This window comes from Lentzea sp. NPDC060358 (assembly GCF_042725365.1).
Taxonomy (GTDB): domain Bacteria; phylum Actinomycetota; class Actinomycetes; order Mycobacteriales; family Pseudonocardiaceae; genus Lentzea.
This window is the reverse complement of record NZ_JBHXCW010000001.1, coordinates 1-14,674: the sequence shown is the minus strand read 5'-3', so window position 1 is coordinate 14,674 and position 14,674 is coordinate 1. Positions and strand designations below refer to the sequence as shown.

The window sequence follows — 14,674 nt, the reverse complement described above, 5'->3', positions numbered from 1 at the left end:
ATCGTTTCCCATCACGGAGTCTTATCTCTGACACCGCCCGATCGCGATTACCGTCGTGGCGTGGAGACCAGCGCGCACTAGGGAACGTACCGCGTCGAGGTGTCGGGCGGGGAGGTCGTGTCCGCGACGTCCGCCGAGGCCGAGGCCGCACCGGCGATCGGCAACGTCGTGAGCGGGAACCGGCACCCTTCGCGGGTGCTGCGGCCGAGCGTGCGACAGGGCTGGCTCGAGCACGGGCCAGGCCCGGGCCCGCGGGACGGCGACTTCGTCGAGGTCGGCTGGGACCACGCCCTGGACCTGGTGTCCGCCGAGCTCGACCGGGGTGCGGTCGCGGACCGGCAACCAGGCGATCTTCGGAGGCTCGTACGGCTGGGGCAGCGCGGGAAGGCTGCACCACGCGCAGAGCCAGCTGCACCGGTTCCTCAACTCGATCGGCGGCTACACGCGGTCGGTCAACGACTACAGCCGGGGCGCGAGCGCGGTGCTGCTCCCCCACCTCGTCGGCGCGCAGGCTGCTCTGGACCTGCGGTACCGGCCGTTGTCGTGGGCCGACATCGCCGAGCACACGGACCTGCTGGTCACCTTCGGCGGGGTGCGCCGGTCCAACACGTGGGTCGTGCCGGGCGGGCACGCGCGGCACACCGCGTCCGAGCGCGCCCGGGAGGTCGGGCGCACCACGTCGGTCGTGTCGCTGTCCGCGCAACGCGACGACGCGTTCGCCGACCTCGACGCCGAGTGGATCAGGGTGATGCCGGGAACCGACACCGCCGTGCTGCTCGCGCTGATCCACGTCCTGGTGGCCGACGGGCTCGCGGACGAGGAGTTCCTCGCCCGGCACACCACCGGCGCCGACGAGGTCCGGCGGTACGTCCTCGGTTCCACCGATGGTGTGCCCAAGACGCCCGAGTGGGCGTCGTCGATCAGCAGGGCGCCCGCGCACCGGATCCGCGCGCTCGCCCACCGGATGGCGTCGGGACGAACGTTGATCAACGTCGTCTACGCGTTGCAGCGCGGGGGGAACGGTGAGCAGCCGGTGTTCGCCGCCCTCACGCTGGCGGCCTTCCTGGGCCAGCTCGGGTTGCCGGGCGGTGGTTTCGCGCACGGGTTCGGGTCGATGGGCGACTACGGCGTGGGTGTGGCCGGACCGCCGTTGCCGACGTTTCCCCAGGGGGTCAACCCGGTGCCGGACTTCATCCCGTGTGCCCGGATCAGCGACATGCTGCTGCATCCCGGTTCGGAGATCCCGTACAACGGCGGGCAGGTCGTTCTGCCCGAGGTCGAGCTGGCCTACTGGGCCGGCGGGAACCCGTTCCACCACCACCAGGACCTGCGGCGGCTGCGGAAAGCTCTGTCGCGTTTGGACACTTTCGTGGTGCACGAGACGCACTGGACGCCGACGGCGCGGCACGCCGATGTGGTCCTGCCGGTGGCCACCACGCTGGAGCGCGACGACATCGCGGCCGGGGCGGGTGACAGCAGGCTGCGGTCGATGCCCCGAGTGGCCGCGCCGCTCGGGGAGGCGCGGGAGGAGTTCTGGATCTACACCGAGCTGGCGTCCCGGCTCGGCGCGGACTTCTCGGAGGGCTTGGACTCGGGGCAGTGGCTGGAGCGGATCTACGAGCAGTGGCGCCCCGCCTTCGCGCCGCCGTTCGACCGGTTCTGGCGCGACGGCGGGGTCGACCTGCCGCAGGAGCCCTACCGCGACCCCGTCTTCGCCGCGTTCCGGACGGGAGCGCCCCTCGGCACGCCGAGCGGCAGGATCGAGCTGGTCTCCGCCGTGGCAGGCCACGCGCGATGGCTCGAACCCTCGCAGCCGACCGAGGAGTTCGACCTGCGCCTGCTGTGCAACCAGCCGACGCACCGGCTGCACAGCCAGCTGGACATGGGCGACGCGAGCCAGTCGACCAAGATCGCGGGACGGGAGCCGGTGCGGCTGCACCCCGCCGACGCGGCGGCACGCGGACTGTCCACAGGGGACGTCGCGCTCGTCCGCAGCGCCCAGGGTTCTCTGCTGGCGGGCGTGCTCGTCACCGACGTCCTGCTGCCCGGGGTGGCGCAGATGCACACCGGGGCGTGGTTCGACCCCAGCGCCCCGGAGGTGGCCGACTGCGTCAACGGCAACGTCAACGTCCTCACCAGGGACGTCGCCACCTCGCCGCTGACCCAGGCGACCAGCGGCGCGCACGTGCTGGTCGCCGTCACGAGTTACGACGGCCCGGTGCCGCCGGTGAGGGCCTACGACCCGCCGAGCACGCGCTGACCGGCGGCGATGAGCGCGGCGTCCTCCTGGGGCGGGTGGACCCGCACGCACAGCACGTCGCGCAGGTGCCGCTCCAGGGAGTTCCGCCTCGACAGCGCGGGGTTGCCCAGTGCCGCCACCGCCGTCTGCACGGCCGCGACCACGGACCGGGCGATGGCGACTTTGATCACCGACAGCTGCGGGTGCACGGACACGTCGCCCTGCTCGATCCGCAGCAACGCGCCCTGCAGCAACGTCTCCGCCTGCGCGATCTGCAGATCGATCTCACCGGCCACGGCCTGGATCCGTTCGGTGGTGGCGATCGGCCTGCCCAGCGCCGCCGGGACGCGGGACCGGGTGAACTCGGCGAAGGCGGTCCGCGCCGCCCTCGCCACGCCGATGTACAGCGCGGGATGGCCGAAGCTGCCTGGTCCGGCGACGGCCGCCGGGTCGCGGTAGACGCCGTCGGCACCGCGCGGGATCTCGACGAACGCGTCCAGCGGCAGCACGACGCCGTCGTAGATGACGTCGTGGGTGTTGGAGGCGCGCAGCCCCAGGTGGTCCCAGGTGTCGACCCACGTGATGCCGGGCAGGTCGCCGGGGACGACCACGTGCCCCACCCGCGGTCGGGGATCGTCGGTGACGACCCACACCAGGTGGTAGGCCAGCGCGGAGGCGCCGGTGGCGTACGCCTTGTGGCCGTTGAGGACCCAGCCGGCCCCGGACCGCGTGATCGTGGTCTTGGGCAGGCCGCCGCGGGCCGGAGCGCCGAGGTCTGGCTCGGCCCTGATGGCGTTGACCGGTGCCGGTCCCGTCACCGAACGGCGCAGGACGTCCTCGTAGAACGCCTGCGGCCAGTGGGAGTTCGCCGCCTGGGCCGCGTGCGCCATGAGCGTGTTCGCCGCGATCAACGCCACCGACGGGTCGCCCTCGCCGAGCGCCGTGAGGATGCGCGCGGTCTCGCGGGGACCCGCTCCCGGCCCGCCGAAGCGCGTGCCGACCGTGGCCGTGAGCAACCCGGCCCGGTGCGCGACCTCCAGGCCCCGCACCGGGATCGCACCGCTCCGGTCGTACTCCGCCGCGGTCTCGGCGAGCTCGGCGGTGACGGCGGCCAGGTCCGCCGTGGGCGCGGGGAGGTCGTAGGCGGTGCTCGTCATGCCTGCCCCGCGACCGCGTGCCGCCGGTAGTCCTCGCCGTACCCGCCGAGGTGTTCGGCCTGCAGGGTGCCGCGGGTGCCGGTGGCCTCGCGGTGCGCGAGCTCCTGACGCACCAGGGGTAGCACGTGCTTGCCGTAGTCGACGGCGTCCGCGAGCGTGTCGTAACCGCGGATGCTCACCAGGTCCGCACCCCGGTCGACGTAGTCGAGGATCGCGGCGGCGACGGTCTCCGGCGAGCCGACCAACGCCGTCGAGGCGCCGGCCGCGTTCGTGACGGCCGCCGTGCGCGTCCACAGTGCACGGTCGTAGAGCTCGCTCTTCTCCGCGAACGACAACGCCCGCTGCGAGCCGACGTTCTGCGGTGTTCCCGCCGTGGCGAAGCGCTGCTTGCCATACGCGGCCTGGCCGAACGTGTCCGCGATCTTCGCCACGTACTCGTGGGCCTTCTGCCACGCCAGCTCGTCGGTCTTCGCGATGATCGGCCGGAACGTCACCCAGATGCGCGGCAGCGTGGTGCGGCCGGCGGCGCGGGCGATCGCGTGCACCCGCTCGATCTCGGCGCGCAGGTCGTCGAGGGGTTCGCCCCAGAAGCTGAAGATGTCGGCCTTCTCGCCACCGACCTGGAAGGCCTCGTCGGACTGGCCGCCGAGGGAGATCGGGATCGGCGACCCGTACGGCGCGAACCCGGGGCCGAAGTCGTCGAACTTGTAGAACTCGCCGTCGTGGCTGAACGGTGCGGGCTCGGTCCACGCGCGGCGCAGCAGGTCGATGTACTCCGAGGTGCGCGCGTACCGGCGGTCCTTGGGCAGGTAGTCACCCTGCCGGGCCTGTTCGGCGTCACTGCCGCCGGAGATCAGGTGGACCACCGCCCGGCCCTCGGTCAGCTGGTCCAGGGTGGCGAGCTTCTGAGCGCCCACCAGCGGAAAGGTCGTGTTGGGCCGCAACGCGACGATGGGCCTGATCCGCTCGGTGAGCTGACCGACGGCCGAGGCCACCACGAACGAGTCGGCGCTCGCGGCGCCGTACGGCAGCAACGTGTAGTCGTAGCCGCCCTCTTCGAGCGAGCGGACGTACTGGCGGAAGTACTTCAGGTCGATGCCGCGCGTCGGGATCGGGTTCAGCTCGGTCGACGGGTTGAGGTGCGACAGGCTGATGAACTCGACCTTCGGCGAGGCCGTCGGGGGGATCTTCGCGTCGAAGACGGGTGCGCTGGTCACGGTTCCGACCGTATGGCCGGGTCGGACCGGGTGTCCAAGACAAGTCCGCGAACGGAACCGATAGCCGTGCCTTATCGGCTCACGCGCCCTTCGGGACCAGTTGCAGGTGCGGGCGCTGGGCGAAGAAGTCCGTGCCCGCCGCCAACGCGGTCCGCTCCACCTCGGCGGACAGGCCGCGCCGGGCGACCATCCTCAGGTGGGTGGTCCCGGCGTCAGGCAGTTCGGTGTGGACGGTCAGCCCGGAGGGACGGCCACCGGCGCTCGGCAGCAGCGCGACACCCAGACCTGCCCGCACTCCCGCGAGCACGCCTTCGAGAGTCGTGGACTGGCCGACGACCTCGACCCGATGCCCCTCGGCCGCGAGCACCGACAGCGCGCGTTCCCGCAGACCGCAGGGCTCTTCGAACGCGACGAGGTCACAGGTCGGTTCCGGTGACCAGCCGCGTGGGGCGTACCAGACCAGGGGCAGCGTGCCGACGAGGTGACCGGCGCCCTGGCCGCTGGGGTCGAGCACGAACGCGAAGTCCACCGTGCCCTTGTTCACCGCGTCGGTGAGCTGCGTGGACCTGCCGATCTCGAACCGCGTGGCGCAGCCCGGGAACGCGGCCTGCAGGGCCCGGATCATCTCCGGCAGGATCTGCTCCGCGCTGTGCTCGGTCGAGCCGACCACGATCGTCCTGTCGCGTTCGGCCTCCAGCCTGCGCAACGACGCGTCGTGGACCTCGATGATCGCGCGGGCCTCGGCCAGCACGCGTTCTCCCTCGTGGGTGAAGCGCATGTTGCGGCCGTCGCGCTCGAACAGCTTGCGCTTGAGGCCGCGTTCGAGCTGCCTGACGTGCTGGCTCAGCGCGGGCTGGCTGATGTGCCGGACCGCGGCGGCCTTGCTGAACCCGCCGCACTCGGCGATCGCGATCAGCGTCCGCAGGTGTTCGAGGTCGAGCGAATTCGTCATGGCTCGATTAGAGCCGACTCGGGCGCGAACCGAGATCCCCGACCGGCATGTGAGAAGTTGCCGGCGCGGGTCTTGCAAATTCATCACGAGTCCGCATGGGTAGTCATCGAGAAACGCTCTTGGACCCGCGACCGGGCGTCCCGCCAAGGTGATCGCGTGACCACCACCAGCACCGGCGCTTGGGACGAGCCCTCGGGTCTCGCGGCGCGCGGCACCGTCATCCTGCTCACCGGCCGCGGCGAGACCGCGCGCACCTACCAGCGCTTCGGCCGCCGGCTCGCCTCCGACGCCTACCGGGTGCGCGTCGTGGAGACCGACCTCGACGACCTCGTGGCCACCCGCAAGCAGGTCGAGGCGCTGCTCGGCGACGCGGACCTGCCCGCGCCCAGGGTGCTCGCGGGCTCCGACACCGGCGCCGCGGTCGCAGCACGGCTGGGCGCGCTCGCGGACGGAGTCGTGCTGGCCGGGCTCGCGCTGCCGGACAGCGCGCCGGTCACGGAGTGGCAGGACGAACTGGACGCCCGGTCCGCCTGTCCCACCCACCAGCGCGTGCTGACCGAGGACGAGGGCTTCACCCGCGGCGCGCTGGCCGAGCCAGTGCCCGCGGACCTGGTCGCCGAGCAACCGCCGGTCCCGGCACTGGTCCTGCACGGCGACCACGACACCGTCACTCCCCTGGCCGCCGCGTTCGCGCCGTTCCCCGCCGCACGTCTGCGGACGGTCGTCGGCGCGCACCACGACGTGTTCAACGACGTGTCGCACCGCTCGGTCGCCGCGACCGTCGTGCTGTTCCTGGAGAGCCTGAAGCTCGGCGCCGGCCTGCCGGACATCGTGGTGTGATGGCGTTCCTCGACGAGCTGACCGCATCGGTCGCCGGCGTCTCGACCGTTCCCGAGCACCTGGCGGAAGCGGCCGTGGACCGTTCGGGCGCCGCACCCGAGGGACTTCCCGTCGCGGTCGTACGTGCGTCCACTGTGGACGAAGTGCGGCAGGCGTTGCGGCTGGCGCACGAGCACCGCGTCCCGGTCGTGCCCCGCGACGCGGGAACCGGTCTGGCCGGTGGGGCCGTGGCCGGCGCGGGCACCGTCGTGCTGGACGTCAGCGGGCTCGACCGGATCGTGGAGATCGACCTGGTCGACGAGATCGCCGTCGTCGAACCCGGTGTCATCACCGCGGACCTGGACCGCGCCGCCGGGGAGGTGGGACTGCGCTACGCCCCGGACCCCGCCAGCGCCGCGATCTCCACCATCGGTGGCAACATCGCGACCAACGCCGGCGGCATGCGCTGCGTGAAGTACGGCGTCACCAGGGAGGCCGTGCTGGGCCTCGACGTGGTGCTTGCGGACGGCAGGCTGATCTCCACGGGACGGCGGACCGTCAAGGGCGTGGCCGGTCTCGACCTCACCGCCCTCTTCGTCGGCTCGGAGGGCACCCTGGGCGTCGTGGTGGGCGCGACCCTGCGCCTGCGGCCGCTCCCCGCGCAGACGTTCACCGCCGTGGCCTCGTACGACAGCGTCGCGACGGCAGCGGCCGCGTGCAGCGAACTCGCGCGGGCCCGTCGCGAACCGAGCCTGCTGGAACTCCTCGACGGTGCCACTCTGGACGTCATCGACCGCGCCCAGGGCACCGGCTACGCCGCACGCGGGCAGGCGCTCGTGATCGCGCAGGCCGACGGACCGGCCGCCGAGGCCGAGATCACCGCGATCGTCGACGTCCTGGGCAAGGAAGCCACCTGGGCCTCCACGGAGGGCGATCCCGAGCAGTTGTTGTTCGCCCGCCGCATGGCGCTACCGTCGATCGAGCGGTTCGGACGCGCCCTGATCGAGGACATCTGCGTTCCCCGCTCCCGGCTGGCCGAGGCCTTCGAGGGCGTCGGCCGCATCGCACGCGAGCGAGGGGTGGAGATCTACTCGTTCGCCCACGCCGGCGACGGCAACCTCCACCCGATCATCGCCTACGACAAGGCGGCCGAGCGGTTGCCGGACGCCGTTCGCGCGGCGGGGAACGACCTGTTCGCCCTCGCGCTGGAACTCGGTGGCACGGTCACCGGCGAACACGGTGTCGGCCTGCTCAAACGCGACTGGCTCGCGCGGGAGGCGGGCGCGGACGTGCTCGACGTCCACGCCCGCCTCAAGTCCGCTTTGGACCCTCGCGGAATCCTCAACCCCGGAAGGGGTTCTGACCGCCGAGCCCACGGGTTGATCACCGCGGAGGGTGATGCGGTGCATGACGCGGTGCCGGTCGCCGTCGTCGTCGACCGCGAGGTGGGCGGTGCTCCGGTTGTCCCACACCACCACGTCACCCGGCGCCCAGCGGTGGCGGACGCTGTACTCCTGGCGTCCGATGGCGGCGAAGAACAGGTCGAGCAGGGCGCAGCTCTCGGCCTCGGAGACGTTCTTGACGTGAGTGGTGAAACCGGGGTTCACGAAGAGGCTGCGGCGGCCGGTCTCCGGTTGCACGCGCACTTCCGCACGTCTGCACCATGCGGAGGGGATGCGCGGTTCAGCCCGTGAGGGCGACAGCTGAGCCGGACGGGGCGAAGAGGCTGTCGAACACCCGGACGCGGTCGAAGGACAGGGCGTGCTCACGTGCCCGGTCCGCCATGAGCTCCCGTTCCTCGGCCGACATGTCGAGCGCCACCCGGTCGATCGCGGCGGCGATGAGGATCGGGTTGCCGGCCTCGACGAGGACGGCCGTCCCGCCGACTGCTTCGCCGACTCCGCCGGTGGTGGTCGTGATCACCGGCCCGCCACCGGCGAGCATCTTCTCGGTCAGCGCGATGCCGAAGGTCTCGACGAAGTCCGGTTCGGGCTTCGTCGGCAGCGCGTACGCGGCGCAGCCGTTCATCAGCAGCGGCTTCTCCTCGTCCTCCACGTCGGTGAGGAAGAGGACGCGGTCGTCGTCCTGGGTGATCTCCCGCAGGTGCGGCAGTTCGGGGCCGTTGCCGGCGATCACGAGCTTCAGCCGTGACCGCGCCCGGCTCCGGCCGAACGCCTCCACCAGGTCGTAGACGCCTTTGGCCCGTGTCACCCGGGACAGGAACAGCACATAACCGTCTCGTTCCAGACCGCGCCGTCTCAGGGCGGCCTCCACGACCGCCGGATCGAGGTCGAGGTACGCCGAGGTGTCGACCGGTGGGTAGCTGACCGAGATCCGGCGCACGCACTGGCGGGCGAACCGGGTGCCGCAGTGCGCGTCGACGGTCTCCGCACAGGCGATGATCTCCTGCCTGGTGTACTCCGACACCGCGATCACCTCGTCGTTGGCGAGGAACCGGGTGAACAGGACCACGGCGGCCCCGAACCGGCCCTCGCGCAGGCACGAGCGGATCACGTTGGTGACGTCCGAGCCGACCGCCTTCGCGATGGTGTGGACATCGGGCGCGTAGCCGGCCGCCCGTGCCGCGTCGACGGCGTCGCGGACCACGGCGTCGTGAGGAGCGAGGTACATCGACACGCACGTCGTCGGGACCGGCTCGGCGAGCAGTTCGACCAGGCGTCCCGTCAGCCCCGCCAGGTAGCGGCCGTCGGGCACCCGGTAGTCGCCGACCGGCTCGGGCCGCTCCACGGTGATGCCCTCGCTGTAGGGAAGGATCCCGTCCAGCGGCTTGAGCGGCAGGCCGGCCGCCTGCAGCACCGGGACGGGCCAGGTCAGCAGGCGGACGTCGTCGAAGCCGCGGGTCAGCGCGACCTCGGCCAGGTTGCGGGCCTCTCCGGAGTGGCCGCAGATGACCGGGTCGGCGCGGACCACGATGACGAGACGGCGGCGTGGCCTGGTCATGGGCGAGCCCCCTTTCCGAGTGGGTCGGACACTGATGGCGGCAGGATCTTGCGTCCCCAGTCCGAGGGCTGCGGGCCGAGTTCGAGCAGCAGCCGGCCACCGGCGTGCACGTCGGAGGCCCGCAGGTGCGCCGCGTCCAGCGGCTTGCCGTTCAGGTGCGCGGACTGCACGTACTGCGGCGGCGGGTTCTCCTCCAGCCCGTCGGAACTGATGGACGTCTCGCGGTGCCCGCGCGTCTCGACGACGAAGTCGCGGTCCCCGAGGTGCAGGGTGGCGCGGCTGAACGCGGGCGCGTTGACGAGGAACAGGTTCTGCCCGGCGACCGGGAACAGGCCGAGCGAGGCCCACACGTACCAGGAGCTCAGCCCGCCCGAGTCGTCGTTGCCCGGCAGTCCGCCGCGACCGGTGCCGAACTGCCACGTCAGCGCCGCGTGCACGATCTCGGCCGTGCGGTCGGGCCGGCCCGCGTAGTGGTAGGACCACGGCGCTTCCATGTCCGGCTCGTTGTTCAGCCCCTCGAACCGGTTCAGCAGGTACCCGGCCGCCATCTCCGCCGGGCCGGGCCGCCTGCCGGGCTGCGTCACCCGTGCGGCGCCGCAGCCGAAGAACGCGTCGAGCATGCCGACGAACGCCTCGTTCCCCCCGGCCAGCGCGATCCGCGCGGCCATGTCGTGCAGCAGCCGGAACGAGTAGTTCCACTTGCCGCCCTCGTAGAACGACGAGTCGAGCAGCAGGCCGGTGTCCGGGTCGAACGCGTTGGCCCACAGGTGGCTGCGCGCGTCGAGGTCGTCGGCGAGCTGGACGTCGTTCAGGGACCGGGCGACGCCGGCGGTGCAGTGGCAGGCGTAGGCGAGGTCGAGCGTGTGCGAGATCGGGTGCACGACGCCGTGCTCGTAGAACTCCTCGCCGTACATCCGGCGCAGGTCGTCGTACATGTGCACGAGCGCCCAGGTCCAGTCGAGGTCGCCGAGGCCGATGGCGTGCGCGTCGGCGAGCGCGGTGTGGACCAGCGCGCTCGCCTGCCGGAAGAACCTGTCCGCGCCGCGCGCCATCCGGTACCCGATCGGGAAGTTGCCCTCCTCCTCGCAGACCCGGATCAACGACTCCAGCAGGTCGACGGCCCGGTCCGGGCAGAGGGCGGCGAGCAGCGGCAGCTGGGTCTTGTAGATGTCCCACATCGTGCAGATGTCGAACGCGAACGGGCCCGACGACGGCCAGAACGGGCTCTCGTCGTCGGCGAAGCACGGCTTGATCAGCGAGTGGTACAGCGCGGTCGCGAACACCTGCCGCCGGGCCGGCGACCCGCCCTCGACCTCCACCCGTCCCACGTGGTCGCGCCAGCGTTCCCGGGTCTGCGCGCGGACGACGTCGAACGACGCCGTCCGGTCACCGCACTCGCGGTACAGGTTCTCCCGGGCCTGCTCACAGCCGCGCAGGGAGAACCCGATCTGGATCTCGACGCTCTGCCCCGCTGTGGTGGGACCCATGTAGAGCAACCCGAACGGGCGCAACGTGGTCTGCCTGATGCGGTCGAAGTCGAGCCGCGTACCGCCCTCGATCAGCCGGCGGTCGTGCCACAGCATCTGCCGCCAGCCCGGGCTGTCGACCCTGATGTACACCGACAACGGCACGCCCTCGACGACCACCGTCCCCTGGGCGCGGCCGTTGCCCAGGCTTTCCACGTGTGCCCGCAGCGGCACCGTGCGGCCGAGGTCGATGGCCAGGCCGCCGCAGGACAGGTCGACGACGACCCGTGCGCTGCGGTGCTCGGGGAAGACGTACCGGTGCACGGCGACCTTGGCACCGACGGTGACCTCACATCGGATGCCCGTGTCGAGAGTGGCCGCGTAGTACCCGGCCTCAGCGGCCTCGTCGTGCAGCGGCCAGGACTCGCCGAGGACGTCCAGCGGCTGCACCATCGGCGTCACCCGCACGTAGTTGTAGTACTTGCGGATCGCGCCGGTGCCGGACTGCTGGAAGTGCGTGAAACCGGACGCCTGCAACCGGTCGAACAGCTCCTCCGGCTGTCCCTCGGTGTTCTTCGCGTAGCGGCCGTACCCGGTCGGGTAGGCGCCGGAGTAGGCGCAGGCGGACACCATGCCCAGCGGCGACGTCGCGCCGGGGTGGGTGTTGCCGACCTGCGCTTTCGGCCACCACCAGGTCGCCGCCAGCCCCTGCGCCGCAGGCAGTGAGGTGGCAGCCGTTCCGATGAATGGATCGATCTCGTCGAGGATGACCCGACACTAGGTCAGCGGATGCGTCGCGTTGGTTTCAGCGACGTGAACTCGTTCGGAAACCGGAGCGAGCACGGTCAAGGGCGGTGGCGCAGGATCGCGCCGACACCTTGCAACACCTCGATGTCGTCGCCGACGACCACCTGCGCACCGGTCACCGCCGCCGCCCGAGCCAAAGCGTCCTCCGCGCGGTTGCGCGCCACCCCGGCCGGACTGCCCGCACCCTCACGGACACCGGCCTCGTCGACAGCGACCTGGTCGGGTCGATCACTCGTCCACACCAGCTGGTCCGCGAGAACGCCGGTGTTCACCACCAACGTGTCCACATTGGCCTGTCGCAGCGCGTCGGTGACCTCGGCGAGGCCCTCGACCGCAAGGCCGTCCCTGCCGCGCTCGGCGCGGAACCGGTCGACCGCGTCCGCGTCGCGTTGCTGTTGGTGCTGCGCGATGAGAGCACGCACGGCGTTGTCGAACTGTTCGTCATCGGTGCCCGCCGCCAAGCCCGCTCCTTCGACTTCCACGACCAGATCGTCGTCGAGGTCGAGCTCGCTGTGCACCGCGCTGCGTGCTTGCACTTCGCCACCGAGCACGACCAGTTCAGCGCGTACCTCGCGCACGAGCCGTTCGACCTCTTCGGCCACTTGCTTCACGTTGTGCTTGACGGTGTCTTCGACGCGCTGCTGCAGCCGCCTGTGCGCCCATCCCCCGCCGCGGATCTTGTGCAGCGGGTGCTGCTTGCCGCGCACTGTCTCCACCAGGTCCGCCCGTCCGTCGAACGAGTGCAGGTCGGCACCGGACGAGTCGGCGACCACGACGACGTGCGGCACCGGTGGTGGCAGGTAGGAGGCGAGCGGCAGCAGGTCCGGCAGGGAGGAGAACCGCGTGACGTCCGCGGGTGGCGGCACCGGCAGTGTCTGGTCCACCAGCACTTGTGCGCCTGAGGCGATCAGCACGCGCCCGGCCTTGCCCGCGGGCGGATCGGCCGCGGACACGGCCTCGTCCAGCGCGGCGAGCGTCTCCTCGGGAGCGCCCTGGTTCGCGAGCTGGTCGCGGAGGCCCCGCCAGCGCAGTTCGGTGACCTTGGCCGCGTCCTCGGTGTCGTGCGAGGCGTCGAGGTAGACCGATGCGAACGGGCCGGGAGCCGTGGCTACGTCCTGCAACTTCGACATGTCCATGTACGCGGTGTTCCCGCCGCCTGGACGTCTACACGGCGAAATCGCTTTGCTGGCAAACCGTTTCGGGTCGAGCAGCGAGGTTAGGCGCGACTGCGAGGGGTAGTTGGGGTCGGACCCGGCTTGACCGAACCAGGACTACCGGCTCCGTTGGTCAGGGGCACGGGAAGGAGAATCCATGGAACTGACTGCTACGACCACAGTGCGCAAACCCGTGGCGGAGGTGTTCGCGTTCTGGCGCGACCTGCAGAACCTCCCGACGTTCATGGGACATCTCGAGGAGATCCGCACCACCGGTGATCGGACGAGCCACTGGGTCGCCGACGCCCCGTTCGGCCAGAACGTCGAGTGGGACGCGGAGATCACCGACGAGGTGCTCGCCGAGAAGATCGCCTGGCGGTCGACCGGGGACGCCGACGTGCCCAACGCCGGCACGGTCCGGTTCGTACCGGCCCCGGACGGGGAGAGCACCGAGGTCCACGTCGGACTCGTGTACGAGATCCCGGGTGGCGCGATCGGCAAGGCCGTTGCCCGCTACTTCGGTGAAGAGCCGCACCAGCAGCTCGACGACGACCTGCGCCGGCTCAAGCAGGTGCTGGAGACCGGTGAGGTCATCCGGTCCGACGGCGCCCCGTGGGGCAAGCGGGCGCGCAAGGAGTTCCCGCAGCGCCCGGCACAACCGCTGCCGGACGCCGAGTTCGAGAAGGGACCGGACGCATGAGGGCGAACACCTGGGCGGGCCGCAACAAGGTCGAGGTCCGCGACGTACCGGACCCGAAGATCCTCAACAACCGCGACGCCATCGTCCGGATCACCTCCACCGCGATCTGCGGCTCGGACCTGCACCTGGTCGACGGCTACGTGCCGACCATGCAGGACGGTGACGTCCTGGGGCACGAGTTCATGGGCGAGGTCGTCGAGGTCGGCTCGGGCGTCGCCGCGGACCGGCTGCGCGTCGGGGACCGGGTGGTGGTGCCGTTCCCGATCGCCTGCGGCGCGTGTGCCGCCTGCGCGGCCGGGCTGTACTCCTGCTGCGAGAACTCCAACCCCAACGCCGGGATCTCGGAGAAGATGTTCGGCCACCCCACCGCGGGGATCTTCGGCTACTCGCACCTGACCGGCGGGTACGCGGGCGGGCAGGCGCAGTACGCGCGCGTGCCGTTCGCGGACGTCGGGCCTTTGAAGATCGAGTCGGACCTGACCGACGAGCAGGTGCTGTTCCTGTCCGACATCCTGCCCACCGGGTTCATGGGCGCCGACATGTGCGACATCCAGCCCAGCGACGTGGTGGCGGTCTGGGGTGCCGGGCCGGTCGGCCAGTTCGCCATGGACAGCGCCAGGGTGCTCGGTGCCGCGAAGGTCATCGCCATCGACAAGGAGCCCTACCGGCTGCGGATGGCCGAGCAGGCCGGCCACACGCCCGTGAACTTCGAGGAGGTCGACGTGCGGTCCCGGCTCCTGGAGCTGACCGGCGGACGTGGACCCGACAAGTGCATCGACGCGGTCGGCCTGGAGGCCACGCACGGCAGCGCGCACATCGCCGCCTACGACCGGGTCAAGCAGGCCGTCAAGTCCGAGACCGATCGTCCGCACGCGCTGCGCCAGGCGATCATGTCGTGCCGCAGCGGCGGTGTCGTCTCGGTCATCGGCGTCTACGGCGGACTGGTCGACAAGTTCCCGGCCGGCGCGTGGATGAACCGCTCGCTGACCCTGCGCACCGGCCAGTGCCACGTCCACCGCTACATGAAGCCGCTCCTGGAGCGCATCGAACGCGGGGAGCTCGACCCGACCCGGATCATCACCCACACCCTCAGGCTCGACGACGCGGAACGCGGCTTCGAGATGTTCAAGAACAAGGAGGACGACTGCGAAAAGGTCGTCCTCAAACCCTGACAGGACAACCGCGTTCGGTCACCGCGGCAA

At 71.2% G+C, this 14,674-nt stretch carries 10 protein-coding genes and 2 pseudogenes; 5 read left to right on the top strand and 7 right to left on the bottom strand.

The features are described from left to right. Positions 1-322: 322 nt before the first annotated feature. Positions 323-2,260 carry a molybdopterin-dependent oxidoreductase gene (locus tag ACFWGZ_RS00060; RefSeq protein ID WP_382449203.1) on the top strand — a complete coding sequence of 646 codons (1,938 nt, stop codon included), beginning with the start codon at positions 323-325 and terminating at the stop codon, positions 2,258-2,260. On the opposite strand, the gene ACFWGZ_RS00055 is transcribed toward ACFWGZ_RS00060, so the two are convergent. The 3 genes from ACFWGZ_RS00055 to ACFWGZ_RS00045 form a co-directional block, all read right to left on the bottom strand. Further along, positions 2,236-3,396, bottom strand: coding sequence for an acyl-CoA dehydrogenase family protein (locus ACFWGZ_RS00055; RefSeq protein ID WP_382449202.1), 1,161 nt, complete (start codon positions 3,394-3,396; stop codon positions 2,236-2,238). The two genes, ACFWGZ_RS00060 and ACFWGZ_RS00055, sit on opposite strands and share 25 nt — an antisense overlap. Next, on the bottom strand, positions 3,393-4,613 hold the full coding sequence (locus tag ACFWGZ_RS00050; protein WP_382449201.1) for an LLM class flavin-dependent oxidoreductase: 1,221 nt from the start codon (positions 4,611-4,613) through the stop codon (positions 3,393-3,395). The genes ACFWGZ_RS00055 and ACFWGZ_RS00050 overlap by 4 nt, the downstream gene beginning before the upstream one ends. 79 nt (positions 4,614-4,692) lie before the next feature. Next, a complete protein-coding gene (locus ACFWGZ_RS00045) occupies positions 4,693-5,565 on the bottom strand; it encodes a LysR family transcriptional regulator (protein ID WP_382449200.1) in 873 nt (290 codons plus the stop codon). Positions 5,566-5,721: 156 nt separating this feature from the next. On the opposite strand from ACFWGZ_RS00045, the gene ACFWGZ_RS00040 reads away from it, so the two are divergent. Then, on the top strand, positions 5,722-6,405 hold the full coding sequence (locus ACFWGZ_RS00040) for an alpha/beta hydrolase (protein ID WP_382449199.1): 684 nt from the start codon (positions 5,722-5,724) through the stop codon (positions 6,403-6,405). Then, positions 6,405-7,724, top strand: a pseudogene (locus ACFWGZ_RS00035) (FAD-binding oxidoreductase); the annotation flags it as partial. The gene ACFWGZ_RS00040 and the pseudogene ACFWGZ_RS00035, both read left to right, overlap by 1 nt. Positions 7,725-7,838: 114 nt before the next feature. Here ACFWGZ_RS00035 and ACFWGZ_RS00030 read toward each other — a convergent pair. The 4 genes and pseudogenes from ACFWGZ_RS00030 to ACFWGZ_RS00015 all read right to left on the bottom strand — a co-directional run. Continuing rightward, positions 7,839-7,991: pseudogene (locus ACFWGZ_RS00030) on the bottom strand (TauD/TfdA dioxygenase family protein); the annotation flags it as partial. Between the two features lie 76 nt (positions 7,992-8,067). Continuing rightward, positions 8,068-9,345 carry a glycosyltransferase gene (locus ACFWGZ_RS00025; protein ID WP_382449198.1) on the bottom strand — a complete coding sequence of 426 codons (1,278 nt, stop codon included), beginning with the start codon at positions 9,343-9,345 and terminating at the stop codon, positions 8,068-8,070. Continuing rightward, positions 9,342-11,555, bottom strand: coding sequence for a glycoside hydrolase domain-containing protein (locus ACFWGZ_RS00020; protein ID WP_382449307.1), 2,214 nt, complete (start codon positions 11,553-11,555; stop codon positions 9,342-9,344). Before ACFWGZ_RS00020 ends, ACFWGZ_RS00025 begins: the two co-directional genes overlap by 4 nt. A 101-nt stretch (positions 11,556-11,656) precedes the next feature. Continuing rightward, positions 11,657-12,748, bottom strand: a complete 1,092-nt coding sequence (locus ACFWGZ_RS00015) for a Vms1/Ankzf1 family peptidyl-tRNA hydrolase (RefSeq protein ID WP_382449197.1) — start codon at positions 12,746-12,748, stop codon at positions 11,657-11,659. Between the two features lie 181 nt (positions 12,749-12,929). On the opposite strand from ACFWGZ_RS00015, the gene ACFWGZ_RS00010 reads away from it, so the two are divergent. Together ACFWGZ_RS00010 and ACFWGZ_RS00005 are read left to right on the top strand one after the other, a co-directional pair. Continuing rightward, positions 12,930-13,472 (top strand): SRPBCC family protein, encoded by a 543-nt coding sequence (locus ACFWGZ_RS00010; protein WP_382449196.1) that lies wholly within the window; start codon positions 12,930-12,932, stop codon positions 13,470-13,472. Beyond that, the gene (locus ACFWGZ_RS00005; protein WP_382449195.1) at positions 13,469-14,644 is read left to right on the top strand and encodes a zinc-dependent alcohol dehydrogenase; all 1,176 of its coding nucleotides are present in this window, start codon (positions 13,469-13,471) and stop codon (positions 14,642-14,644) included. The genes ACFWGZ_RS00010 and ACFWGZ_RS00005 overlap by 4 nt, the downstream gene beginning before the upstream one ends. The last annotated feature ends 30 nt before the right edge of the window (positions 14,645-14,674 follow it).

Coding starts and splice junctions, on each gene's coding strand:
- ACFWGZ_RS00005 (WP_382449195.1), top strand. CDS start 13,469: ATGAGGGCGAACACCTGGGCGGGCCGCAACAAGGTCGAGGTCCGCGAC.
- ACFWGZ_RS00055 (WP_382449202.1), bottom strand. CDS start 3,396: ATGACGAGCACCGCCTACGACCTCCCCGCGCCCACGGCGGACCTGGCC.
- ACFWGZ_RS00010 (WP_382449196.1), top strand. CDS start 12,930: ATGGAACTGACTGCTACGACCACAGTGCGCAAACCCGTGGCGGAGGTG.
- ACFWGZ_RS00015 (WP_382449197.1), bottom strand. CDS start 12,748: ATGTCGAAGTTGCAGGACGTAGCCACGGCTCCCGGCCCGTTCGCATCG.
- ACFWGZ_RS00025 (WP_382449198.1), bottom strand. CDS start 9,345: ATGACCAGGCCACGCCGCCGTCTCGTCATCGTGGTCCGCGCCGACCCG.
- ACFWGZ_RS00045 (WP_382449200.1), bottom strand. CDS start 5,565: ATGACGAATTCGCTCGACCTCGAACACCTGCGGACGCTGATCGCGATC.